The 21542-nt window shown below is 73.3% G+C and carries 20 protein-coding genes; 12 read left to right on the forward strand and 8 right to left on the reverse strand.

Annotated features, from left to right (window positions below; translation table 11 throughout):
- Positions 1–229 precede the first annotated feature (229 nt).
- A complete protein-coding gene (locus ACF08N_RS21830) occupies positions 230–1075 on the forward strand; it encodes a spermidine synthase (protein ID WP_392326313.1) in 846 nt (281 codons plus the stop codon).
- 80 nt (positions 1076–1155) lie between these two features.
- Here ACF08N_RS21830 and ACF08N_RS21835 read toward each other — a convergent pair whose 3' ends face one another.
- Positions 1156–2172 carry a hypothetical protein gene (locus tag ACF08N_RS21835; RefSeq protein ID WP_392326314.1) on the reverse strand — a complete coding sequence of 339 codons (1017 nt, stop codon included), beginning with the start codon at positions 2170–2172 and terminating at the stop codon, positions 1156–1158.
- 120 nt (positions 2173–2292) lie between these two features.
- Between ACF08N_RS21835 and ACF08N_RS21840 the strand changes: the two genes are divergently transcribed.
- Positions 2293–2730, forward strand: a complete 438-nt coding sequence (locus ACF08N_RS21840; protein ID WP_392326601.1) for a DUF4442 domain-containing protein — start codon at positions 2293–2295, stop codon at positions 2728–2730.
- An 88-nt stretch (positions 2731–2818) separates the two neighbouring features.
- On the forward strand, positions 2819–3472 hold the full coding sequence (locus ACF08N_RS21845; protein WP_392326315.1) for a DedA family protein: 654 nt from the start codon (positions 2819–2821) through the stop codon (positions 3470–3472).
- A gap of 104 nt (positions 3473–3576) precedes the next feature.
- On the opposite strand, the gene ACF08N_RS21850 is transcribed toward ACF08N_RS21845, so the two are convergent.
- Entirely contained in the window at positions 3577–4107 is a 531-nt protein-coding gene (locus ACF08N_RS21850) for a gamma carbonic anhydrase family protein (RefSeq protein WP_392326316.1), read from the reverse strand.
- Positions 4108–4270: 163 nt separating this feature from the next.
- Between ACF08N_RS21850 and ACF08N_RS21855 the strand changes: the two genes are divergently transcribed.
- Positions 4271–5008 (forward strand): acyltransferase, encoded by a 738-nt coding sequence (locus ACF08N_RS21855; RefSeq protein WP_392326317.1) that lies wholly within the window; start codon positions 4271–4273, stop codon positions 5006–5008.
- Positions 5009–5034: 26 nt separating this feature from the next.
- On the opposite strand, the gene ACF08N_RS21860 is transcribed toward ACF08N_RS21855, so the two are convergent.
- Complete coding sequence (locus ACF08N_RS21860; protein WP_392326318.1) at positions 5035–5901, reverse strand: DMT family transporter; 867 nt, start codon at positions 5899–5901, stop codon at positions 5035–5037.
- Positions 5902–5994: 93 nt separating this feature from the next.
- Here ACF08N_RS21860 and ACF08N_RS21865 point away from each other — a divergent pair, with 93 nt between their 5' ends.
- Both ACF08N_RS21865 and ACF08N_RS21870 read left to right on the forward strand, forming a co-directional pair.
- The gene (locus tag ACF08N_RS21865; protein WP_392326319.1) at positions 5995–6567 is read left to right on the forward strand and encodes a helix-turn-helix domain-containing protein; all 573 of its coding nucleotides are present in this window, start codon (positions 5995–5997) and stop codon (positions 6565–6567) included.
- A 44-nt stretch (positions 6568–6611) separates the two neighbouring features.
- On the forward strand, positions 6612–7166 hold the full coding sequence (locus ACF08N_RS21870) for a YbaK/EbsC family protein (RefSeq protein ID WP_392326320.1): 555 nt from the start codon (positions 6612–6614) through the stop codon (positions 7164–7166).
- Positions 7167–7427: 261 nt separating this feature from the next.
- Here the strand turns inward: ACF08N_RS21870 and ACF08N_RS21875 are convergent, their stop codons facing one another.
- A complete protein-coding gene (locus tag ACF08N_RS21875; RefSeq protein WP_392326321.1) occupies positions 7428–7835 on the reverse strand; it encodes a CoA-binding protein in 408 nt (135 codons plus the stop codon).
- Between the two features lie 77 nt (positions 7836–7912).
- Here ACF08N_RS21875 and ACF08N_RS21880 point away from each other — a divergent pair, with 77 nt between their 5' ends.
- From ACF08N_RS21880 to ACF08N_RS21890, 3 genes are read left to right on the forward strand one after another with little or no spacing between them, the layout of a single operon-like run.
- Positions 7913–8539: a YigZ family protein gene (locus tag ACF08N_RS21880; RefSeq protein WP_392326322.1), complete on the forward strand. Its 627-nt coding sequence runs from the start codon at positions 7913–7915 to the stop codon at positions 8537–8539.
- 42 nt (positions 8540–8581) lie between these two features.
- Positions 8582–9748 (forward strand): exonuclease SbcCD subunit D, encoded by a 1167-nt coding sequence (locus tag ACF08N_RS21885; RefSeq protein WP_392326323.1) that lies wholly within the window; start codon positions 8582–8584, stop codon positions 9746–9748.
- Positions 9745–13164 (forward strand): AAA family ATPase, encoded by a 3420-nt coding sequence (locus tag ACF08N_RS21890; RefSeq protein ID WP_392326324.1) that lies wholly within the window; start codon positions 9745–9747, stop codon positions 13162–13164. The genes ACF08N_RS21885 and ACF08N_RS21890 overlap by 4 nt, the downstream gene beginning before the upstream one ends.
- Before the next feature lie 21 nt (positions 13165–13185).
- Here ACF08N_RS21890 and ACF08N_RS21895 read toward each other — a convergent pair whose 3' ends face one another.
- Positions 13186–13632: an Lrp/AsnC family transcriptional regulator gene (locus ACF08N_RS21895; protein ID WP_392326325.1), complete on the reverse strand. Its 447-nt coding sequence runs from the start codon at positions 13630–13632 to the stop codon at positions 13186–13188.
- A gap of 94 nt (positions 13633–13726) precedes the next feature.
- Here ACF08N_RS21895 and ACF08N_RS21900 point away from each other — a divergent pair, with 94 nt between their 5' ends.
- Positions 13727–14227, forward strand: a complete 501-nt coding sequence (locus ACF08N_RS21900) for a rhodanese-like domain-containing protein (RefSeq protein WP_392326326.1) — start codon at positions 13727–13729, stop codon at positions 14225–14227.
- A 351-nt stretch (positions 14228–14578) separates the two neighbouring features.
- Positions 14579–16474, forward strand: coding sequence for an ABC transporter ATP-binding protein (locus tag ACF08N_RS21905; protein ID WP_392326327.1), 1896 nt, complete (start codon positions 14579–14581; stop codon positions 16472–16474).
- Positions 16475–16624: 150 nt separating this feature from the next.
- Here the strand turns inward: ACF08N_RS21905 and ACF08N_RS21910 are convergent, their stop codons facing one another.
- The gene (locus tag ACF08N_RS21910; protein WP_392326328.1) at positions 16625–18307 is read right to left on the reverse strand and encodes a DUF885 domain-containing protein; all 1683 of its coding nucleotides are present in this window, start codon (positions 18305–18307) and stop codon (positions 16625–16627) included.
- A 42-nt stretch (positions 18308–18349) separates the two neighbouring features.
- Positions 18350–18847, reverse strand: a complete 498-nt coding sequence (locus tag ACF08N_RS21915; RefSeq protein WP_392326329.1) for an Lrp/AsnC family transcriptional regulator — start codon at positions 18845–18847, stop codon at positions 18350–18352.
- Positions 18848–18906: 59 nt separating this feature from the next.
- Between ACF08N_RS21915 and ACF08N_RS21920 the strand changes: the two genes are divergently transcribed.
- On the forward strand, positions 18907–20166 hold the full coding sequence (locus ACF08N_RS21920; protein ID WP_392326330.1) for a trans-sulfuration enzyme family protein: 1260 nt from the start codon (positions 18907–18909) through the stop codon (positions 20164–20166).
- Here the strand turns inward: ACF08N_RS21920 and ACF08N_RS21925 are convergent.
- On the reverse strand, positions 20102–21505 hold the full coding sequence (locus ACF08N_RS21925) for a GNAT family N-acetyltransferase (RefSeq protein ID WP_392326331.1): 1404 nt from the start codon (positions 21503–21505) through the stop codon (positions 20102–20104). The genes ACF08N_RS21920 and ACF08N_RS21925 overlap by 65 nt on opposite strands.
- Between the last annotated feature and the right edge of the window lie 37 nt (positions 21506–21542).

A 21542-nucleotide genomic window follows, 5' to 3' on the forward strand; every position in this document is an offset into this window, starting at 1 on the left:
CCCCAGGCCCTGCGGGGCCGAGGGGACGCATCGCAAGGCGCCGGAGTGCCCTGGTAGCGGAGCTGTTCGGGCATTTCGGCAACGCGGCGAGGTGCCGTCGCCTGGGGGTACCCCCAGGCGAAGCGCCGGGGGAGCGTCGTGGCCCCGGCCAAGATCCGCCGGACAGCCCCTAGGGGCGGCTCTCCGCGGGGAGGGCCGCCCCGCTCCCGGGGCCCGGCACAATGGAGCGGTGAACGAGCAGATCCCCGTCCTGCGCGACGTCGACGGCGGCACCGCCAAGCTCATGCCCGACGTCGACCGGGACCGGGCCTGGCTGCTGACCGTCGACGACGCGCCCCAGTCGTACGTCGACCTCGACGACCCGGCGCACCTGGAGTTCGAGTACGCGCGCCGCCTCGCTCATGTCGTCGACCGTGCGACGGCCGATGCCGAGGCGCCGGCCGTCGTGCACCTCGGCGGCGGCGCGCTCACCCTGCCGCGCCGGATCGCGGCGGTCCGGCCGGACGCCCGCCAGGACGTGGTGGAGGCCGACCGGGGACTCGTCGCGCTCGTCACGGAACATCTGCCCCTCCCGGCCGACAGCGGCATCACGGTCCACGCCGCCGATGCGCGGACCTGGCTGGAGGAGGCACCGGCGCGGAGCGCGGACATGGTGATCGGCGACGTGTTCGGCGGCTCGCGCGTGCCCGCGCATCTGACGTCCCTGGAGTACGCCCGGGCGGTGGAGCGGGTGCTGCGCGCGAACGGCACGTACGCGGCGAACCTGGCGGACGGTGCGCCCTTCGCCTTCCTGCGCTCCCAACTCGCCACGTTCGCGGCCGTTTTCGAGGAGCTGGCGCTGATCGCCGAGCCGGCGGTGCTGCGCGGCCGCCGCTTCGCCAACGCGGTGCTCGTGGCCTCCCAGCAGCCGATCGACGTCGCCCGCCTCACCCGCCTGGTCGCGGCGGACGCCTTCCCGGCACGTGTCGAGCACGGCCCCGCCCTCGTCCGCTTCACCGGCGACGCGCGCCCGGTCCACGACACGGACGCGGTCGCCTCACCGCCACCGCCGAACGGCGCGTTCAGCGTCGGCTGACCCGGCCCGGAGGCGCGGCCGGTCGGCGGGAGAGATGTCCCCGGCCGTGACGGACGCCGCCGTCACGCCCGGGGAGGGGTTCAGGAGCCCGACTCCGTGGCCTCGACCAGACGCACGGTGCTGAGGATCTTCTGGATCGTCGCGTCGTCGACCTCGTCCTTGACACCGGTGTTGGCGTAGAGCACCCAGCTCTTGAAGTCACCCGCCGGGTCCTTGAAGGAGAAGGCGATCGACTTGCCGTCGGTCTCGCACTTGTTCTCCTTCTTCACACCGAGAGCCGTGGCCGTCGACACGCTGCCCTTCAGGCCGGACGCGGTCGTGTAGTCCTTCGCCTTGGTGATCTTGACCGTGCCCTTGGGCTCGGTCTGCGCGTAGCCGGCCCACACCCAGTTGCCGGCCTCGTTGTACGCCGCCTCGGCGGCGCTCTTGGCGCCCTTGCCGCCCTTGGTGCCGACGGTGCTGAGGCCCCAGTCCTCCGGCTTGCCGTCCTTGTCCGTGTCGAACTCGCACCACTTGCTCTTGTAGTACGCCGGTGCGGACATCATGACGACGGCGGATCCGTCGCCCTTCTTCTCGTCCTCGAAGCCGTGCGCCATGCCCGACCCGGCGACCTCCCACTCGGGCGGGACGTCGAACTGGGTGCCGTGCTTGGGGTTGGTGACGACCTTCCAGCCCGCGATCGTCGGCTTCGCGTCGCTGCCGTCGCGCGGGTTGTCCACCGACGGCGACGGCGCGGGCTCCGACGACTTGTCACCGCCGGGCGTCTTGGACGCGGTCGTGCCGCCGCCCTTGTCCGACGTGCCCTCGTCGTCGTCCTTCAGTACGACGAAGCCGGTGACCGCGGCGGCCACGACCACGGCGGTCGCCGCGACGATGGCCACGATCGTCGTCTTCTTCTTGTCGTCCTGCGGCGGCATGGGCGCGCCCGGCATCTGGCCGGGCACGGCGTACTGCGGCGCGGTCGGCTGCTGGTACGGGTTCGGCTGCTGGTACCCCGGCTGCTGATAGGGATTCGGCTGCTGGTACCCCGGCTGCTGGTACGGGTTCTGGTCCTGCGGGTTCTGCTCGCCCCCGGGCGGCTGCTGTCCTGGCCACATGGCGAGTAACCATAGAGGTGCCGCGACGGCACTTCCACGTCCGCCCCCGCCCGGCCCGCACGCGGGGATGGTCAAACGCTCCTACTCGTGGGTAACATCCGGGCCATGAGCGCAGACCAGATGTCCATCGGCGAGATGCTCGCCGCCACCGTTCCCATGGTCCGGACCCTCAACCTCGAGTTCGTCGAGACCACCGCGGAGCGGGCGGTCCTCCGCATGCCGGACCAGGCCGACTTCCACAACCACGTCGGCGGCCCGCACGCCGGTGCCATGTTCACGCTCGCCGAGTCCGCGAGCGGCGCGATCGTCCTCACCGCGTTCGGCGACCAGCTGAGCCGCGCGGTGCCGCTCGCGGTCAGGGCGGAGATCGGATACAAGAAGCTCGCCATGGGCGTCGTGACGGCCACCGCCACGCTCGCCCGCCCGGTCGAGGACGTCGTCAAGGAGCTCGACGCCGGGCAGCGCCCCGAGTTCCCGGTGGACATCAGCATCCAGCGCGAGGACGGCGCCGTCACCGGCGAGATGACCATCGTCTGGACCCTGCGGCCCAACAGCTGAGGCCGGCCGCACCGGGTAGGCTGCCCGGCGTGCGCCGACGGGGGCGCACGGCGGGCATGCGGCCCGGTGGGTACGGAAGGAACCGGCGTTGCACGTCCAGGAGTGGCTCGAGACCATCCCGGCGGTCAGCATCTACCTCCTGGTGGGTGTCGTGATCGGACTCGAGAGCCTCGGCATCCCCCTGCCGGGCGAGATCGTCCTCGTCAGCTCGGCCCTGCTCGCCTCCCAGCACGGCGAGATCGACCCGTACGTCCTCGGCGCCTGCGCGACCGCGGGCGCCATCATCGGGGACTCCATCGGCTACGCCATCGGCCGCAAGGGCGGCCGGCCGCTGCTGGCCCGGCTCGGCGGAAAGTTCCCCAAGCACTTCGGCGACGCGCAGATCGCGATGGCGGAGCGCTCGTTCGAGAAGTGGGGCATGTGGGCCGTCTTCTTCGGCCGTTTCGTCGCCCTGCTGCGCATCTTCGCCGGACCGCTGGCCGGTGTGCTGCGGATGCCGTACTGGAAGTTCCTGATCGCCAACGTCTTCGGCGGCATCCTCTGGGCGGGCGGCACGACGGCCGTCATCTACTCGGTCGGCGTCGTCGCCGAGGCGTGGCTCAAGCGGTTCTCCTGGCTGGGCCTGGTCCTCGCCGTGCTGATCGGGGCCACGTCGATGCTCCTGCTGAAGAACCGTGCCAAGAAGGCCGCGGCGGACGCCCCCGTGGCCCGCGAGCCGGAGCCCGTAGCCGTCGCCGACTGACGGCGACGAGACGGACGACGCGACGAGACCGGTCCGCGAGCTGAGGCCCCGCCCCTGCCCCGCCCCTCAGGGGAGCGGGGCCGCGTCGTGCCGGGCCGCGGGGCTCACACCCCGTGCGCCGCGCGGTGCTCCTTGGCCAGGTCCACGTACACCGCCGCGTTCAGCCTGATGCCCTCGCGCTCCTCGTCCGTCAGCTCCCGGCGGACCTTCGCCGGGACGCCGGCGACCAGGGAACCGGGCGGCACCCGCATGCCCTGCGGGACCAGAGCCTGGGCCGCGATCAGCGAACCCGCCCCGATGTGCGCGCCGTTCAGCACTGTCGCGCCCATGCCGACCAGGACGTCGTCCTCCACCGTGCAGCCGTGCAGCACCGCGTTGTGGCCGACCGACACCCGCTCTCCCACGGTCACCGGGAAACCGGGGTCGACGTGGACCGTGCAGTTGTCCTGGATGTTGCTCTGCGCGCCGATCACGATCGGACCGCCGTCGCCGCGCAGCACACTCTGGTACCAGACGCTCGCACCGGCGGCCAGCGTCACCTCGCCCATCACGACCGACGTGGGCGCGGTGAAGGCGTCCGGGTCGACGCTCGGCTCCTTGCCCCCCACACCCGCGATCAGTGCCCGCTCCGCCATGCGTCTCTCCTCGGTGATCGGTCCCGTGTCCGCTGCCGCGCCTGCCTGCACCGTAAGCGACTCCCGGCGGGCCGAAATCACCAGGGGCGCAACGACGCGGTTGGGGCGAACGTCACAGCGCCGCACGCGGATCGGGCCACAAGCGGCCGACTACCGTGTGCGGGTGCCGAAAAAGAGAAACACGTTCTCATCGCCGGCCGCCTGGCGGCGGCGTGTTCTCGCGCGTGCCGTCCACCGCGGCTGGCGCTGGCTGCAGGAGGCGGGGTCCGTCACCGCCGAACATCCGGGCCGGCTGCGCTTCGCGCGGCTGGGCGAGGGCACCCGGCTGGCCTTTCCGCAGGGAACTGTCTTCGGTGAGCGCTGGATCGAACTGGGCGACCACTGCATCATCGCCGAACAGGTCACGCTCACGGCCGGCATGATGCCCGACCTGGACCTCGGGCCCGACCCCGTCCTGACCCTGGGCGACGGCGTCGTGCTCGGGCGCGGCAGCCATGTCATCGCCGACACGCGCGTGACGATCGGCTCGGACACGTACTGCGGGCCGTACGTCTACATCACGTCGACCAACCACAGTTACGACGACCCCGGCCGGCCGGTCGGCAAGCAGTGGCCGCGTACGGAGCCCGTCGAGATAGGGCCGGGCTGCTGGCTCGGCACCGGCGCCGTGATCCTGCCCGGCGCCCGGCTCGGCCGCAACGTGGTGGTCGCCGCGGGAGCGGTCGTCCGGGGGGAGGTGCCCGACCACGCCGTGGTGGCCGGGGCGCCCGCACGCGTCGTACGCAGCTGGGACCCGGTGGACGGCTGGCAACCGCCCCTGCGGACACCCGCCCCCGTGCCGATCCCCGAAGGCGTCACCCCCGAGCAACTCCTCGCGCTCGCCGAGCTGGAGAACGGCTGAGAGGCCCGCGGTGGGCGCGGGCGACATCAGCCCGTGGCGAGAAGCACGGTGCCGACGAGCGCGAGCCCCGCGCCCGCCGCCTGCACGGCGCGCAGCCGTTCCTTGAGCACGGCGAGTGCGGCGAGCACCGTCACCACCGGGTAGAGGTTGGCGAGCACGGCCGCGACCGTGACCGGCCCCATCTGCGCCGCGACGGAGTACGTGCCGTTGGCCGCCACATCGGCCAGTCCCACGAACGCGAGGGCCGGGAGCGACGCCCGGACGACCCGCATGCCCCCGCCCTCCGGCAGTGCCCGCCCGCCGCGCCCGACCGAGACGTACAGTGCGGCCCCGCCCACCGCCACATTGGTCACGCGCTGCACGAAGAGCGCGAGGAAGAGCCCGGTGACCGTGGTGGACGCCTCGGCGATCAACGCCATCACGGCGCCGAAGCCGAACGCCGCCGTCAGGGTCAGCAGGATCGCCTGCCGCCGCACCGGTGCGCCGCGCAGCTCCGGTCCGCCCGCGAGGACGATGCCGGCGACGGCCACCGCGATGCCCGCGAACTGCAGGAGCCCCGGCCGCTCGCCCAGCACGAGGCCGACCCCGACGGGCACCGCCACGCCCACCGAGCCGAGCGGTGACACCACGCCCATCGGTCCGAGGGCCAGTGCCTTGTAGAACGAGAGCATCGCGACCGGCCCGACGACGCCCGCCGCGGCCGCGTACCAGAGCTTCGGTCCCGCCTCGGCGAAGCCTCCGGTGGCGACCACGATCGCGCCGAGGACCACGACCGCGATCGACTGCGAGGCGACCACCACGGTCAGCGCCGGCATACGCCGGGTCAGCAGTCCGCCGCCGAAGTCGGCCAGCCCCCACAGGAGGCTGGTGGCCAGGGCGAACAGTGCGGTCATGACGGGCCTCGCAGTACAGTGTGGTGAACGATGGGGTGCACCACACGGTAGTTCATTCCATTGAACTCTGTCATTCAGAATATTGGATGGAACGTGTCGGATCTCGACCAGCTCACCCAGTCACTCGCCCGCAACCTCAAGCACTGGCGAGGCGAGCGCGGATACACGCTGGACGCACTCGCCGCCCGCTCCGGCGTGAGCCGCGGCATGATCATCCAGATCGAGCAGGCGCGCACCAACCCGAGCATCGGCACCACGGTGAAGCTCGCCGACGCCCTCGGCGTCAGCATCACCACGCTGCTCGACTACGGGCAGGGCCCTCAGGTGCGGCTCGTCCCGCCGGAGCAGGCCGTGCGCATGTGGTCCACCCCGGCGGGCAGTTCCACCACGCTCCTCGTCGGAAACGAACGCGGCGGCCCGCTCGAACTGTGGGCCTGGCGGCTCGTGCCCGGTGACGAGAGCGCCTCCGACCCCCACCCCGAGGGGACCACCGAACTCCTGCACGTCACCGCCGGCGAACTCACCCTCGTCGTCGACGGACAGCCCCACACGGTCCCCGCGGGCACCTCCGCCACCTTCGAGGCGAACGTGCCGCACGCCTACCGCAACGACGGCGACGAGATCGTCGAACTGACCATGGCCGTCTCCGTGCCGCCCGTCCGCTGAGACACCCGGACACCGCCTCGCGCCGCGCTGTTAGCGTGCGTTGTATGCGCGCACCCATCGGAAACTTCGACAACGCCAGGCCCGCCCCCGACTGCCTCGACGAGCTCACCGCGCCGGTCGCCCAGGCCGTGCGCGCCTGGCACGGGGACGTCCCCGCCGACCAGTTGATCTATGTCGACACCGACCCCGAGATCGCCGACACCGCCGTGTTCGTCGAGCACTACGGCCAGGAATTGCTGGACGAGTCGGCCAACTGCGTCATCGTCGCGGGCAAGCGGTCGGGCGAGTCCACGCTCGCCGGCTGCGTCGTCCTCTCCGCCACCCGCGTCGACGTCAACGGGGCCGTCCGCAGGCAACTGGGCGCCCGCAAGGCCTCGTTCGCGTCCATGGACACGGCGACCGGCGAGAGCGGCATGGAGTACGGCGGGATCACGCCGATCGGACTGCCCGCCGACTGGCCGCTGCTCGTGGACTCCCGGGTCGTCGACACCGAGTGGGTGCTCATCGGCAGCGGCCGCAGGCGCGGCAAGCTCATCGTGCCGGGCAAGGCGCTCGCGGCACTGCCCGGCGCCGTGGTCATCGAGGGACTCGGGATCTAGGGCCTCTCGTTTGGATCAGGCCGGGCTCGCGGGCCCTGGCACGCACGCTCGCCGCGTTGTCGTCGGTCGCCATGGCTCCGCCATTGTCTCCCTCCTCCGCCTTGCGATCGCACGCACCAGACCCCGCTCACTGATCCGGCCTGATCCAAACGAAAGACCCTAGGGCTGTCCGGTGGGTCGTGGCCCCGGCCAAGATCCGCCGGACAGCCCCTAGAACGCGGGAAGCGCCGGCCGGGCCCTCGCGGCCGGCGCTCCCGGGCGTCAGTCCAGCAGCGGGATCTCGATCGCCGGGCAGCGGTCCATCACCATGTCGAGACCGGCCTCGCGGGTACGGGAGTACGCCTCCTCGTCGATCACGCCCAGCTGGAACCAGACCGCCTTCGCGCCGATCGCCACCGCGTCGTCCGCCACCTTGCCGGCGAGCCCGGAGTTCACGAACACGTCCACGACGTCGACCGGGAACGGGATCTCCGCCAGCGAGGCGTACCCCTGCTCACCGTGGACCGTCTCCGCCTTCGGATGCACCGGCACGATGCGTTTGCCGAAACGCTGCAGCACACGCGCCACCCCCCATGCCGCGCGCGACTCGTTGGTCGACAGGCCCACCACCGCCCAGGTGTCGCCCGTCGAGGTCAGGATTCTGCGGATCGTCTCAGCGTCTGCGTACATGCCGGGGACAACGGGCCGGCCCGGCCGGTCATTCCCCGGTGGAGTGACCGCCCCCGGGCGCCGCATAGGGTGGCGGGATGCAGGACCAGTACCGGACGGTCGCCCGCGAGGGCGTCCACGAGAGCGAGATCAACCGCTCCCGCTTCCTCTGCTCGCTCGCGCCCGCCGCGACCGAGGAGGAGGCGCAGGCGTTCGTCGCGCGTATCCGCAAGGAGCATCCGACCGCCACGCACAACTGCTACGCCTACGTCATCGGTGCCGACGCCGCCGTGCAGAAGGCGAGCGACGACGGCGAGCCGGGCGGCACCGCGGGGGTGCCCATGCTGCAGATGCTCCTGCGGCGCGAGATGCGGTACGTCGTCGCGGTCGTCACCCGGTACTACGGCGGCGTGAAGCTCGGCGCCGGCGGCCTCATCAGGGCGTACGGGGGAGTGGTGGGCGAGGCCCTCGACGCGCTCGGCACCCTCACCAGGCAGCGCTTCCGGCTGGCCACCGTCACGGTCGACCACCAGCGCGCGGGCAAGCTGGAGAACGACCTGCGCGCCACCGGCCGCGCGGTGCGCGAGGTGACGTACGCCGACGCCGTCACCATCGGGATCGGCCTGCCCGACGCCGACGTCGACGCCTTCCGGTCCTGGCTCGCCGACGCCACGGCGGGCACCGCCACGCTGGAACTGGGCGGGGAAGCGTACGGAGATGCCTGAACCCACCCGCATTGTCCGACCCCGCCGATACGCTCACGGATCATGAGACTCCTGCATACGTCGGACTGGCACCTGGGCCGGTCGCTGCACCGCGTGAGCATGCTCGACGCCCAGGCCGCCTTCCTCGACCACCTCGTGGCGACGGCCCGCGAGCGCGAGGCCGACGCGGTGCTCGTCGCCGGAGACGTGTACGACCGGGCCGTGCCGCCGCTCGCCGCCGTGGAGCTCTTCGACGACGCGCTGCACCGCCTAGCGGCGGCCGGGGTGCCGACGGTGATGATCTCCGGCAACCACGACTCGGCGCGCCGTCTGGGCGTCGGCGCAGGTCTCATCGAGCGGGCCGGTGTCCACCTGCGCACCGACCCCGCGGGCTGCGGCACCCCCGTCCTGCTCGCCGACGCCCACGGCCCGGTGGCCTGCTACGGACTGCCCTATCTCGAACCGGCCCTGGTCAAGGAGCAGTTCGGGGCCGCGAAGGCCGCGCACGAGCCGGTGCTGGCCGCGGCGATGCAGCGGGTGCGCGAGGACCTCGCCGCCCGCGAGCCCGGCACCCGCTCCGTCGTCCTCGCCCACGCCTTCGTCGCCGGCGGCGAGGAGAGCGACAGCGAGCGGGACATCACCGTCGGTGGCGTCGCGGCCGTCCCCTCGGCCGTCTTCCACGGCGTCGACTACGTCGCCCTCGGCCACCTGCACGGCTGCCAGACCGTCACCGAGCGCGTGCGCTACTCGGGCTCCCCGCTGGCGTACTCGTTCTCCGAGGCGGACCACCGCAAGAGCATGTGGCTCGTCGACCTCGACGCGCGGGGCGACGTGACCGCCGAGCGTATCCCGTGCCCCGTGCCCAGGCCCCTCGCCCGGCTGCGCGGCACGCTCGGCGGGCTGCTCGACGATCCCGCGCTCGCGCGCCACGAGGACTCCTTCGTCGAGGCGACCCTCACCGACGCGGTGCGGCCCGCCGATCCGATGGCCCGGCTCACCGAGCGGTTCCCGCACACCCTCAGCCTCGCCTTCGAACCGGACCGCGCCGAGCAGCACGGCACCGCCTCCTACGCCCAGCGGCTCAGAGGCCGCACCGACCAGCAGATCGCGGAGGACTTCGTGGCCCACGTGCGCGGCGGCAGCGCCCCCGACGAGGAGGAACGCGCCGTGCTGCACGGGGCGTTCGACGACGTCCGCGTGGACGCCGGTGTGCGCGAGGTGGCCGGGTGAGGCTGCACCGGCTGACCGTCACGGCCTTCGGGCCGTTCGGCTCCACCCAGGAAGTCGACTTCGACACGCTCTCCGGCGCGGGACTCTTCCTGCTCCACGGCCCCACCGGCGCGGGCAAGACGTCCGTCCTCGACGCCGTCTGCTTCGCGCTCTACGGAGCCGTGCCCGGTGCCCGGCAGAGCCCCGGCAGCTCGCTCCGCAGCGACCACGCCGAGGCGGGCACCCCCACAGAGGTCCGGCTCGAACTGACCGTCGCGGGACGGCGGCTGGAGGTCACCCGGCGCCCCGCACAACCCCGGCCCAAGGCACGCGGCACCGGCTTCGTCACCGAACGGGCGCAGAGCCTGCTGCGCGAGTACGACGCCGGGGCCGGGGAGTGGCGCCCGCTGAGCAAGTCGCACCAGGAGATCGGCGAGGAGATCACCCAGCTCCTCGGCATGAGCCGCGACCAGTTCTGCCAGGTCGTCCTGCTGCCGCAGGGCGACTTCGCCCGCTTCCTGCGCGCCGACGCCGAGGCGCGCGGCAAGCTCCTCGGCCGCCTCTTCGACACCCGCCGCTTCGCCGCCGTCGAGGAACGCCTCGCCGAGCTGCGCCGCGCCGCCGAGGCACAGGTGCGCGCCGGGGACGAGCGGCTGCTCGCCCTCGCCCACCGCATGGCCCAGGCCGCGGGCGACACGGTGGAGGACTGGCCGCCGCCCCAGCAGCAGCCCGGCGACCCGGGACTTACCGCGGCCGTCCTCCAGTGGGCGGCCGTGGCCCGGTCCTGTGCCCGCGAGCGGCTGGACATCGCCGCACACGCTGCCGCCGCGGCGGAGGACCGGCAGACCGCGGCCCGGTATCTGCTCGACTCCGAGCGGGACCTGGCCCGCCTCCAGCAGCGGTACGCCGACGCCCGGCGCCGGGCCGCGTCCCTGGAGGCCGCGCGCCCCGCACACGAGGCGCTCGTCGCGGACCTGGAGCGGGCCCGCAAGGCGGACCTGGTCGGGCCCGCGCTGCGGCTGCGCGACGAGGCCGAGCGCGAGCACCGCGCAGCGGGCGCGGAGCGCGAGCGGACGCGGGGCGGCCTGCCCGCCGACCTGGCCGAGGCGGGCGCCGAACAACTCCTCGGGCGCGAGCGCACGCTCCGCCAGGAGCTCGGCGGCCTGGAGTCGGCCCGCCGGGCGGAGCAGCGCAGCGCGGACATCGCCCGCGAACGCGCCGACCTCGACCGCCAGGCGCGCGCGGACGACGAGATCCTCCAGGAGGCGACCGCCTGGCTGGCCGAATGGGAAGTGCTGCGCCGGTCCCACCAGGACCGGATTGCGGCGGCCCAGGAAGCGGCGACGCGCGCGGAGCAGTTGGCGGGCCGGCTCGAACCGGCCCGTGAGCGGCTGGCCGCGGCGCGCGAACGAGACGAGCTGACGGCCCGCGCCGAGCGCGCGGAGAGCCGCCTGCGCACCCTCCACGAGGGTGCCAACCGCGCGAAGACGGTCTGGCTGGACCTCAAGGAGCGGCGACTGCTCGGGATCGCCGCGGAGCTGGCGTCCCGGCTGACGCCGGGCCGGCCGTGCGCGGTCTGCGGTTCGGCGTCCCATCCGGCCCCGGCCCGCGCGGCCGCGGGCCATGTGGACCGCGCTGTGGAGGACGAGGCGTACGAGGCGAGCGCGCGGGCGGAGACGGCGAGGTCCGAGGCCGAACGCGACCTCGCGGTGCTCCGCGAGGCCCGCGCAACCGCGGCGTCCCGCGCGCGGGGCACCACGCGCCCGACACCGCCCGCCGAGCCGGACCGGTCCGGTGTCCTCGGCGAGACCGTGCCGTCGGGTGTGCCGGCCCCCGCGGCGTTCGGCGCCGCCCCGGAGGCCGCTAGCGGCGGCGCGGGCGATTCTGCGCCGTCCGGCGCGCCGACGACGACCGGCGCCGCGCGGACGTCAGCGCGCGGCGGCACCGGGGCCGTCGATGCGGGAGCGGGCGACGCCGCCGACGCTGTCGCAGGGGCGTTCGATCCCGAGCGGTCCGGAGCTCTCCGTGGCGTCGGCGCGGCGGCACAGGCCGGCGGGCGGGGGCCGATCACGGAGGGCCGCGGGGGGAGCGGTGCCGACGACGTCCGCGATGACGCGGCAGCGCGGAGCAGGCGCGTGCCCGCTCCGCGGGACGAGATGGGCGAGCCGTCCGTCGGGGAACTGCGCGCCGCCCTGGAGGAGTTGGAGCGCGAGCACGCCGAGGCGCATCGCCTCGCCTCCGGCATCCACGCGGCCCAGGAGGCCCTGGAGCGGGCCGAGCGCGAGCACGGGGAGCGTGTCGACGCGCGGCAGCAGGCGGAGCGGCGCATCTCCGCGCGGACGTCGCGGCGTGAGGCGCTCGACCAGGAACAGGCCGCGCTGGAGGCCGAGTTGGCCCGGGCACGCGGCGACGCGGCGAGCGTGGCCGAGCGCGCCGCGCTCCTCGAGCGCCGCGTCGGGCTGCTCGCCGAGGCCGCCGAGGCCGTACGGGCCATCGACGGCGCCGAGCAGCGGCTGAAGGAGGCCGACGACCGGCTGGCCGACGCCGCGTTCCGCGCCGGCTTCGACACACCGGCCGACGCCGCCGCGGCCGTCGTCGCCGACGCCGCCCAGCGCGACATGCAGCGGCGGATCGACGCCTGGCGCACCGAGGAGGCCGCGGTCGCCGAGCGGCTCGCCGAGGAGGACGCGAGGAGCGCGGACGAGCGCCCCGCCGCCGACCCCTCGGCGGCCGAGGCCGACGCCCTGGCCGCCGACAGGGCTCTGCGCGACGCCGCGTCCGCGCTCGCCGCCGCCCGGGACCGCTGCGCCCAGCTGGACCGGCTCTCCCGCGAGTGCGGGCAGGAGGTCCTGCGGCTCGGCCCGCTGCGCGAACGGTACGACCGCGTGGCCCGCCTCGCCGGGCTGACCGCGGGCACGTCCGCCGACAACGAGCGCAAGATGCGCCTGGAGTCGTACGTCCTCGCCGCGCGGCTGGAGCAGGTCGCGGCGGCGGCCACCGTACGGCTCCGGCGCATGTCGTCCGGGCGGTACACGCTCGTGCACTCCGACGCCCGCACCGGCGGGAAGCGGGCCGGGCTCGGGCTGCACGTGGTGGACGCGTGGACCGGCAGGGAGCGGGACACCGCGACGCTCTCGGGCGGCGAGACGTTCTTCGCCTCGCTCGCCCTCGCCCTCGGCCTCGCCGATGTCGTCACCGACGAGGCCGGCGGCATGCGGCTCGACACGCTCTTCATCGACGAGGGCTTCGGCAGTCTCGACGACCAGACCCTCGACGAGGTGCTGGACGTCCTGGACTCGCTGCGCGAGCGGGACCGCAGCGTCGGCATCGTCAGCCACGTCGGCGACCTGCGCCGGCGTATCCCCGCGCAGCTGGAGGTCGTCAAGGAGCGCCACGGCTCGGCGGTGCGGCTGCGGACCGGCGGGTCCGGCGACTGAGCGGGACGCCGGGCCGGATGCTCAGCGGCTGATCGGCCGGCTCGGCAGCGGTGACGAGTACACGATGCTCGTCGTCACCGACCCCAGCGCGCCGACCTTCCCGGAGACCTCCTCGAGGTGGCGCATGGAGCGGGCGGCGACCTTCAGGACGAAGCAGTCGTCGCCCGTGACGTGGTGGGCCTCGAGGATCTCCGGGGTGGTGTCCAGCAGGTCGTGGAAGGGCTTGTAGTTCCCGTTGGGATACCGCAGGCGGACGAACGCGAGGATCGGCAGCCCGAGCCGGTCCTGGTCCACCACCGCCGCGTACCCCTTGATCACGCCGGCCTCCTCCAGCCTGCGCACCCGCTCGGTCACGGCGCTCGCCGACATGGACACGGACCTGGCCAGTTCGGCGAAACTGGCGCGGCCCTGGGTCTGGAGGGCCTGCAGAATGCGCCAGTCGGTTGCGTCCGGTGAATATCCGCTCATCCCCGAGAGATAACAGGGGAATTCCCGGCGGTTCAAGAGGGGTGCCGTGGATTTCCCCTTCAGGCAACGGATCGATGAGCCTAGATTCTTGATCATGACGACGACGCAGACCCACGCCCCGCAGACCTCCGCCGCCAACCCCGTCCTCCGGGTGCCGCCCGCGCCCCCGGCCGCCGCGGCCGCGTACTTCCGCGCGAGCCTCGCCTTCCACGCCGACGTCTCCGACGTGGCCACCGCCCTCGCGGCGGGCGGCGACCCCGGGTTCGTGGTGCTCGATTCCCGCTCGACCGAGGCCTGGGACCAGGGCCACGTCCCCGGCGCGATCCACCTGCCGACCGCGCTGATCCCCGAGCAGGCGGAGACCCTGCTGGACAAGTCCGTCCCCGTCGTCACGTACTGCTGGGGCCCGGGCTGCAACGGCGCCACCCGCGCGGCGCTCGCCCTCGCCGAACTCGGCTTCCAGGTCAAGGAGATGCTCGGCGGCTTCGAGTACTGGGCGAGGGAGGGCTTCGCGTACGAGACCTGGCAGGGCAGCACCACCCGCGACGCCGACCCGCTCACGGCGCCCGTCGGCGCGGAAGACTGCGGCTGCTGAGCACGGACCGGGCGGCGCCGGGTCAGGCCGCGTTGGCCTCGCCGACGGCCGGGGCGTGGTCGACCAAGCCGACGTCTCCGGCCCCGGCAGCCCGCTCCCGTCCCGGTAGACACGGGTGGCGGCGCCTCCAGCAGCCCGAGCCCGGTCCGCCCGCCACGGCGTCCGCGAACATCGGGCCCGCACAGGGGCATGCGCCCATGGACTCCTCGGGCACGGGCCAGTCGTGCAGCGGCCGGAAGCGGAATTCACGGAGGGCGACGGGCCGGATCGTCGGCTCCGCGGGCCGCTTCGGCCGGGGCCGATGTATTCGTTCTTGACCTGAAGATTGGTTGAGGTTCTACCGTCGTTCCCATGAGCATGGAAACCACCGCCTGGATGCAGCTGCACAGCGTGATGAACGCGCAGCAGGACCGCCGCCCGTTCGCCCGCGCCACACTCCGCCGCATCGCCGGGTTCGCCCGCCCGCACCGCCGCCGCATCGTGCAGTTCGTGCTGCTCAGCGTGGTCACAGCGCTGCTCGCCGTCGCCACGCCGGTGCTCGCGGGGCGGGTCGTCGACGCCATTGTCGAGGGGGCCGACCCCCGTACCGTCCTTGAGGTCGCCGCGCTCATCGCGGTCATCGCGCTAGCCGAGGCCGGACTCGGGCTGCTGAACCGCTGGCTGTCCGCAAGCCTGGGAGAGGACCTGATCCTGAGCCTGCGCACCGCCGTCTTCGACCACGTGCAGCGCATGCCGGTCGCCTTCTTCACCCGCACCCGCACCGGCGCGCTGGTCAGCCGTCTCAACAACGACGTCATCGGGGCCCAACGGGCCTTCTCCAACACCCTGTCCGGCGTCGTCTCGAACCTGGTCACGCTGCTGCTCACCCTGGCCGTGATGCTCAGCCTCTCCTGGCAGATCACCCTGCTCGCCCTGGCCCTGCTGCCGGTGTTCGTCGTCCCCGCCCGTCGTATGGGCACGCGGATGGCCCGGCTGCAGAGGGAGGCCGCCGGTCACAACGCCGCCATGAGCACCCGCATGACGGAACGCTTCTCCGCCCCGGGTGCCACCCTGGTCAAGCTCTTCGGCCGGCCCGACGACGAGTCCGCCGAATTCGCGGCACGGGCCCGCAGAGTGCGGGACATCGGCGTGCGCACCGCCATGGCGCAGTCCGCGTTCATCACCGCCCTCACTCTCGTCTCGGCCCTGGCCCTCGCCCTCGTGTACGGCCTCGGCGGCTACTACGCGCTGCGGGGCTCCCTGGAGCCGGGCGCCGTCGTGGCCCTCGCCCTGCTGCTCACCCGTCTCTACGCGCCACTGACCGCGCTCGCGGGCGCCCGCGTCGAGATCATGAGCGCCCTCGTCAGCTTCGAGCGCGTCTTCGAAGTCCTCGACCTGAAGCCGCTCATCGAGGAGAGGCCGGACGCGCGCGAGGTCCCGCACGGGCCGGTGGCTGTCGAGTTCGACAAGGTCCGCTTCGCCTACCCCTCCGCCGACAAGGTCTCCCTCGCCTCGCTCGAGGAGGTCGCCGCACTCGACACCCGCGGCGGCGCCGAGGTCCTGCACGAGGTGTCCTTCCGCGCCGAGCCGGGCCAGACCGTCGCGCTCGTGGGTTCCTCGGGGGCGGGCAAGTCGACCATCGCCCAGCTGGTGCCGCGCCTGTACGACGCCGACTCCGGGGTCGTACGCCTCGGGGGCGTCGACGTCCGCGATCTGAGGGCCGCATCGGTACGCGAGGCCCTCGGCATGGTGACCCAGGACGGGCACCTGTTCCACGACTCGGTCCGTGCCAATCTGCTGCTCGCCCGGCCCGGCGCGAGCGAGGACGAACTGTGGGACGCCCTGCGCCGCTCCCGGCTCGAGGATCTCGTGGCCTCCCTGCCCGACGGCCTGGACACCGTGGTGGGCGAGCGCGGCTACCGGCTCTCCGGCGGTGAACGGCAGCGGCTGACCATCGCCCGGCTGCTGCTCGCCAGGCAGCGCGTGGTCATCCTCGACGAGGCCACCGCCCATCTCGACAACACCTCGGAGGCCGCCGTGCAGGAGGCCCTCGCAGAGGCGCTGGAAGGCCGCACTGCGGTCGTCATCGCCCACCGGCTCTCCACCGTCCGCGCCGCCGACCTGATCCTCGTCGTCGAGGACGGCCGCATCGTGGAACGCGGCAGGCACGACGATCTGCTCGCGGCCGACGGCCGCTATGCGGAGCTGTACCGGACCCAGTTCGCGCAGGGACGGGAGAAGCCCGTGGACGTGGCCGAGGCGGTCTAGCAGGTGTCCGGCGGATACGCCACCGGACGGTCCGCAGGTCCGCCCCGGCAGTTGTCCGGTGGGGCCTGCGGACATGTGCCGGGCGCTGCCGCCGACGACGCCACGGGTACGGACCGGTCCCGGACCCGTACCCGTCGGCTCACCGGTGCGTCACAGCTTCGACAGCTCCTCCACCAGGTCGTCCAGCCCCAGCGGGCCCTGGGACAGGGCCGCCATGTGCCACGCCTTGGCGTCGAACGCGGCCCCGTGCGCGCGGCGCGCGTTCTCGCGGCCCAGCAGCCAGGCCCGCTCGCCCAGCTTGTAGCCGATCGCCTGGCCGGGCATGGACAGGTAGCGGGTCAGCTCGCTCTCCACGAAGTCCGCCGGGCGGCCGCTGTGGTTCCCGAAGAACTCCTGCGCCAGGTCCGGCGTCCACCGCTCTCCCGGGTGGAACGGGGAGTCGGCCGGGATCGGGAGTTCCAGATGCATGCCGATGTCCACGATCACCCGGCACGCCCGCATCATCTGCGCGTCCAGATACCCGAGCCGGCGCTCGGGATCGGGCAGGAAGCCCAGTTCGTCCATCAGCCGCTCCGCGTACAGCGCCCAGCCCTCGGCATTGGCGCTGACCATGCCGATCGTCGCCTGGTAGCGGGAGAGGCGGTCGGCGACGTGCACCCACTGCGCGAGCTGGAGATGGTGGCCGGGAACGCCCTCGTGGTACCACGTCGACACCAGGTCGTAGACGGGGAACCGGGTCTCGCCCCTCGTCGGCAGCCAGGTGCGGCCGGGGCGCGAGAAGTCCTCCGACGGCACGGTGTAGTACGGCGCCGCGGCTCCGCCGGGCGGAGCGATGCAGGACTCCACCTTCCGTACCCGCTCGGCGAGTTCGAAGTGGGTGCCGTCCAGTGCCTCGATCGCGTCGTCCATCAGCTTCTGCAGCCAGACACGGACCTCCTCCTCGCCCTCGATGTGCTCTCCGTGCACATCGAGGTGGGCCAGCGCCTCCCACGGGCCCGCGCCGGGCAGGATCTTGTCCGCCTCCGTCTTCATCTCGCCCAGCAGACGATGGTATTCGGACCAGCCGTAGGCGTACGCCTCGTCGAGGTCCAGGTCCGTCCCGTTGAAGTACCGCGACCAGCGGGCGTAGCGCTCGCGGCCGACGGTGTCGGGCGCGTCGGCGACGGCAGGGGCGTACACATCGCGCACCCAGTCGCGCAGCGCCACCAGGGACTCGGTCGCGGTACGGGCCGCCACGTCCAGTTCGACGCGCTGCGACGCGGGGCCGTCCGCGACGAAGTCCTCGAACCAGCTGCGACCGCCGCCGATCCAGTCCGTCATCTGTCCGACGAAGGTGCGCGTCGCCCGGGGCCCGCCGAACAGCTTCCGGTCGAGGCCGAGGGCGAGCGAGGCCCGGTAGCCCTCCAGGGCCCGCGGGACGGCGCGGAGCCGTTCGGCGACCGCCGCCCAGTCCTCCTCGGACTGCGTCGGTGTCACGGTGAAGACCTCGCGCAGCGCGTGCGCCGGTGAGCGCAGGTTGCTCACCGTCCGCAGGCCCTCGTCCGCCTCGTGCACGGCGAGCTCGGCGGTGAGCCGCTCGCGCAGCAACCGGGCGCAGCGCCGCTCGGCGGCACTGTCGGCGCCCGGCAGTTTCTCTGCGGTGTCGAGCTCGGCGAGGGTCGCGCGGGCGAGTCCGGCGATCTCCTCCTGACCGGCCGGCGAGAAGTCGGGCAGGAGCCCGGAACTCTCCTTGACGCCCAGGTACGTTCCGGCGATCGGATCGAGCTCGACGAGTGCGTCGACGTAGGCGTCGGCGACCTGGCGCGGCAGCGCGCTGCTGGAAGTGGGTGGCATGGGACCCATCCTCGTACGCGGAAGCCCTCCGCGTCACCATCATCAGGCGTCTGACCCCTGACGGCCCGGCGCCGGCGGCAGCAGCGGCCCGCACTCCCACTGCTGGAATATCAACCGCGTCTCCACACGGGCGACTTCGCGCTGTGAGGTGAACTCGTCCAGGACCAGTCGCTGCAGGTCGGCCATGTCGGTGACGGCGACATGCACCAGGTAGTCGTCGGGGCCGGTCAGATGGAACAGCGCCAGCGACTCGGGCAGCGCCCGGATCCGTTCGACGAACGGTCCGATCAGTTCCCGCCGGTGCGGACGCACCTGGACCATCAGCAGGGCCTGCAGTCCCCGCCCGAGCCGGGCGGGGTCGAGGGCGAGACGGTGCCCGAGGATCACCCCGGAGCGGCGCAGCCTGGTGACCCGGTCCAGGCACGTCGAGGGCGCCACACCGACCTCCGCCGCGAGCTCGCGGTAGGTGGTCCGGGCGTCGTTCTGCAGCAGCCGCAGGATGTGCAGGTCCACCGGGTCCAGTGCGACAGATTCGGCCATCTGTCGAACGTAACACGGAGAAGTATCGCTACGTCCCGGTAGCTGTTCACAGTGCCGCCATGGAGAACGCAGCCGCGGCCGCGCCCGCACCCCGGGCCCTGGCCACCGAAGCCGTGCACGCTGGACGCGAGGACCTCGCGGAGCTGGGCGTGCACGCCCCGCCGCTCGATCTTTCGACCACCTACCCCTCGTACGACGCCGCCGCCGAGGCCGCCCGGATCGACGCGTTCGCCGAGACCGGCGCCCGCCTCGACGGCCCGCCGGTCTACGCGCGGCTGGACAATCCCACCACCGCGCGCTTCGAGACGGCCCTCGCCAAGCTGGAGGGCACCGAGTCCGCGGTCGCGTTCGCCAGCGGCATGGCGGCACTCACCGCCGTGCTGCTGGTACGGGCGAGCATGGGCCTGCGGCACGTCGTCGCCGTCCGGCCGTTGTACGGCTGCAGCGACCATCTGCTGAACGCCGGACTGCTCGGCACCGAGGTCACCTGGACCGACCCGGCCGGGATCTCCGAGGCCCTGCGGCCCGACACCGGCCTCGTGATGGTGGAGACCCCGGCGAACCCCACGCTGGCCGAGGTCGACCTGCGTGCCGTGCGGCACGCCTGCGGTTCCGTCCCGCTGCTCGTCGACAACACCTTCGCCACCCCCGTGCTCCAGCGGCCCGCCGAGGAGGGCGCCCGGCTGGTGCTGCACAGCGCGACCAAGTACCTGGGCGGACACGGCGACGTGATGGGCGGCGTCGTGGCCTGCGACGAGGAGTTCGCGCGCAAGCTGCGCCAGGTGCGGTTCGCGACGGGCGGCGTCCTGCACCCGCTGGCCGGTTATCTGCTGCTGCGCGGTCTTTCCACCCTGCCCGTACGGGTCAGGGCCGCGTCGACCACCGCCGCCGACCTCGCCCGCCGCCTCGCCGCCGACCCGCGGGTCGCGCGCGTGCACTACCCGAGCATCGGCGGCGCGATGGTCTCCTTCGAGGTGTACGGCGACCCGCACCGGGTGATCGCCGGCGTCCGGCTGATCACCCCGGCGGTGAGCCTCGGCAGCGTCGACACCCTGATCCAGCACCCGGCCTCCATCAGCCACCGGATCGTGGCCGAGGGCGACCGGCGCGCCCACGGTGTCAGCGACCGGCTGCTGCGCATGTCGGTCGGCCTGGAGGACGTCGAGGACCTGTGGCGGGACCTGACCGAGGCGCTCAGCGCCGGGCCGGACGACGCCCTGGCGGCGCGCCGCCCCGGCCCTGCGAGCGAGGTCGTCAGCGCTCGGCCTGCTCGTAACGGATCGCGGGGCGCACCGGCACCGCGTCAAGCCGTGCGGTGACCACGAGCGTCCCCTCCTCGATCTGGTAGTCCAGCGGCAGGCCGAGGCCGCGCATCGCCGCGACCATCCCGGTGTTCGACGCCTGGGTGACGGCGTAGACACTGTCGCAGCCGGCCTCGGCGGCCAGGCCCACCAGGCGGACCAGCAGCTCCGAGCCGATGCCGCGGCGCTGCCACTCGTCCTCGACGATCAGGGCGACCTCGGTCTCGTCGCCGTCCCACAGCAGATGGCCGAGGGCGACCAGCCGGCCCGAGGCCGTCTGCACCGCGAGCGTACGGCCGAAACGCGGGCTGAGCAGGTGGTTGAGGTAGCGGTCGGCGTCCCCGACGGGACCGTGGTACCGCAGGCTCAGCGTCCGGTCCGAGCAGCGCTCGTGCATGGCGAGCGCCGCCTCCACGTCGCCCTGGTCGGCGCGGCGGACGGTGATCTCGTTGCCCTCGGGAAGGGTGAGCACGTCCTGGCTGCGCGGGATGCGCGGGCCGAGGCGGGCGTCGAGCTCGACGAGAGCGCGGGCGCGGGCGAACTCGGTGGGCGTGAAGGGCAGATAGGGCCGCTCGACGGTGATCGCCCCGCCGTTCGGATCGCGCAGATGCATCACCGTCTCCTCCAGCACGCCCTCCACCGGCGGCATGTCACCGGTGGGCCGGCCGTTCAACGAGAGGGCGGGGCGCGACCGGATCGTGCAGCGGCCGAGCAACTGACGTAGGGCGAGTGGCAGTTCCGCGGCGTCGAGCGCGGTGCGCGTCGCGAGACCGAGCACGCGCGTCGGGGTGTCGACCAGGTCGTGCGCGTCGGCACGCTCGGTCCAGGTGCTCGTGCCGCCGGCCGCGCCGATCTCACGGCTGAGCTGCTGGGCCTGGAGCCCGGCAGGAGCGCGCAGCAGGAACTCGTCCACCGTGCCGTCGCCCAGCGGGTGCGTCTGCAGGGTCAGGATGTCGACGTCGAGGTGGGCCAGGGCGGTGCAGAGCGCGGCCAGGCTGCCGGGGGCGTCCTTGACCGTGGTGCGCATCCGCCACAGCGTGGTCTCGCGCGGCTCGCCGCCGGACGGGTCCGCGCCCGGCCCCTCGGCGGCGGCCGGCGTCTCCGCCGCGCTGTCCGGCGCTGTCGTGGTGGGAGGGGCATGGCTGTGGCGCCGTGCCCACCATGTGTGGAACGCCGCCGTGGCGGTCAGCGCGACGGCGGAGGCGATGAGGAGGAAGGGGCCGTCAGGGGTGTGCCCGATCAGGTTGGCGATCGCGTCGGCGACGGCGACCGCGGTGAACAGGGCGGCCAGTTCGACGAGGTCCCGCCGCCAGTGGTGGGGACGACGGGCACTCTTCGCAGAAGTCACATCGGTCATGGATTCACTGTGACCGAACGGTGTTGCGTGATCACGA

It is taken from the genome of Streptomyces sp. NPDC015127 (genome assembly GCF_043080095.1).
GTDB lineage: Bacteria > Actinomycetota > Actinomycetes > Streptomycetales > Streptomycetaceae > Streptomyces.

Excerpts from the sequence above, each read along its gene's own strand:
- ACF08N_RS21835 (WP_392326314.1), bottom strand. The coding sequence starts at position 2,172 with ATGTGGCCAGGACAGCAGCCGCCCGGGGGCGAGCAGAACCCGCAGGAC.
- ACF08N_RS21840 (WP_392326601.1), top strand. The coding sequence starts at position 2,293 with ATGTCCATCGGCGAGATGCTCGCCGCCACCGTTCCCATGGTCCGGACC.
- ACF08N_RS21850 (WP_392326316.1), bottom strand. The coding sequence starts at position 4,107 with ATGGCGGAGCGGGCACTGATCGCGGGTGTGGGGGGCAAGGAGCCGAGC.
- ACF08N_RS21860 (WP_392326318.1), bottom strand. The coding sequence starts at position 5,901 with ATGACCGCACTGTTCGCCCTGGCCACCAGCCTCCTGTGGGGGCTGGCC.
- ACF08N_RS21870 (WP_392326320.1), top strand. The coding sequence starts at position 6,612 with ATGCGCGCACCCATCGGAAACTTCGACAACGCCAGGCCCGCCCCCGAC.
- ACF08N_RS21875 (WP_392326321.1), bottom strand. The coding sequence starts at position 7,835 with ATGTACGCAGACGCTGAGACGATCCGCAGAATCCTGACCTCGACGGGC.
- ACF08N_RS21880 (WP_392326322.1), top strand. The coding sequence starts at position 7,913 with ATGCAGGACCAGTACCGGACGGTCGCCCGCGAGGGCGTCCACGAGAGC.
- ACF08N_RS21885 (WP_392326323.1), top strand. The coding sequence starts at position 8,582 with ATGAGACTCCTGCATACGTCGGACTGGCACCTGGGCCGGTCGCTGCAC.
- ACF08N_RS21895 (WP_392326325.1), bottom strand. The coding sequence starts at position 13,632 with ATGAGCGGATATTCACCGGACGCAACCGACTGGCGCATTCTGCAGGCC.
- ACF08N_RS21900 (WP_392326326.1), top strand. The coding sequence starts at position 13,727 with ATGACGACGACGCAGACCCACGCCCCGCAGACCTCCGCCGCCAACCCC.
- ACF08N_RS21905 (WP_392326327.1), top strand. The coding sequence starts at position 14,579 with ATGAGCATGGAAACCACCGCCTGGATGCAGCTGCACAGCGTGATGAAC.
- ACF08N_RS21910 (WP_392326328.1), bottom strand. The coding sequence starts at position 18,307 with ATGCCACCCACTTCCAGCAGCGCGCTGCCGCGCCAGGTCGCCGACGCC.
- ACF08N_RS21915 (WP_392326329.1), bottom strand. The coding sequence starts at position 18,847 with ATGGCCGAATCTGTCGCACTGGACCCGGTGGACCTGCACATCCTGCGG.
- ACF08N_RS21920 (WP_392326330.1), top strand. The coding sequence starts at position 18,907 with ATGGAGAACGCAGCCGCGGCCGCGCCCGCACCCCGGGCCCTGGCCACC.
- ACF08N_RS21925 (WP_392326331.1), bottom strand. The coding sequence starts at position 21,505 with ATGACCGATGTGACTTCTGCGAAGAGTGCCCGTCGTCCCCACCACTGG.